1 pseudogene is annotated in these 238 nt (G+C 52.1%); it reads right to left on the bottom strand.

Annotated features, from left to right (window positions below):
- Window positions 1–120 (bottom strand): annotated as a pseudogene (locus HJY11_RS13705) (transposon-encoded TnpW family protein); the annotation flags it as partial.
- Between the last annotated feature and the right edge of the window lie 118 nt (window positions 121–238).

The raw sequence follows: 238 nt of genomic DNA, 5'->3' as shown, positions 1-238 counted from the left end.
GGTTTCGGTGCTGTTCTCCTTGAAAAAGCCGGACACAACAAGGATTGTGTTTCCTATCCTCGTTTCCGTCACGCAATCTGGGCGGCGAGCGGTGCGGTCTTTCCTCGTGGTGTCGGTCATAGGCAATTCTCCTTTCCGTCGTTTAGCAGTTCTTTCAGGCATTCTAACTTGCTCTGCGCTGTTTTCCTACGGAAGTTCCCGCCGGTAAAGAGTATAGGCGGACGCATTTCAAGCAGAC

Origin of the sequence: Bittarella massiliensis (ex Durand et al. 2017), assembly GCF_017566145.1 — a bacterium.
Taxonomy (GTDB): Bacteria; Bacillota; Clostridia; order Oscillospirales; family Ruminococcaceae; genus Bittarella; species Bittarella massiliensis_A.
The sequence above is the reverse complement of the archived record's forward strand: the minus strand, read 5'-3'. Positions and strand labels throughout refer to the sequence as shown.